The organism is Roseateles sp. P5_E1, from assembly GCF_054049335.1.
In genome coordinates this window covers 1-526 of sequence record NZ_JBFUMN010000463.1, presented here as the reverse complement: position 1 = coordinate 526, position 526 = coordinate 1, and the positions used below count along the sequence as shown (strand labels likewise).

The following is a 526-nucleotide window of genomic DNA, read 5'->3' as shown; positions in this document are numbered from 1 at the left end:
CGCAGGAAGTGGCCGAGCAGAACCGCCTGCCGTGCATCTATCTGGTCGATTCGGGCGGTGCGTTCCTGCCGCTGCAGGACGAGGTCTTCCCCGACCGCGATCATTTCGGTCGGATCTTCTACAACCAGGCCAACCTGTCAGCGCAGGGCATTCCGCAGATTGCCTGCGTGATGGGCAGCTGCACCGCCGGTGGCGCCTACGTGCCGGCGATGAGCGATGAAACGGTCATCGTGCGCGAACAGGGCACCATCTTCCTCGGCGGTCCGCCGCTGGTGAAGGCGGCAACCGGCGAAGTGGTCACTGCCGAAGAACTCGGCGGCGCAGACGTGCACACGCGCATCTCCGGCGTTGCCGACCACATGGCCGACAACGACCTGCAGGCGCTGGCCCGGGTCCGCGCGATCATCGCCCAGCTCAACTGGCGCAAGCCCGAGCCGGCCCTGGCCGTGCAGGCCCCGGTTGAACCGCGCTACCCGGCCAGTGAGCTGTATGGCGTGATTCCCGCCGACACCCGCAAGCCCTACGA

Annotated in this window: 1 protein-coding gene; it reads left to right on the top strand. The window is 67.3% G+C overall.

All coding sequences use genetic code 11. The features are described 5' to 3' along the window. Window positions 1-526: carboxyl transferase domain-containing protein (locus ACXJKJ_RS32110; RefSeq protein WP_457395794.1), on the top strand; the 526-nt coding region annotated here is incomplete at both ends.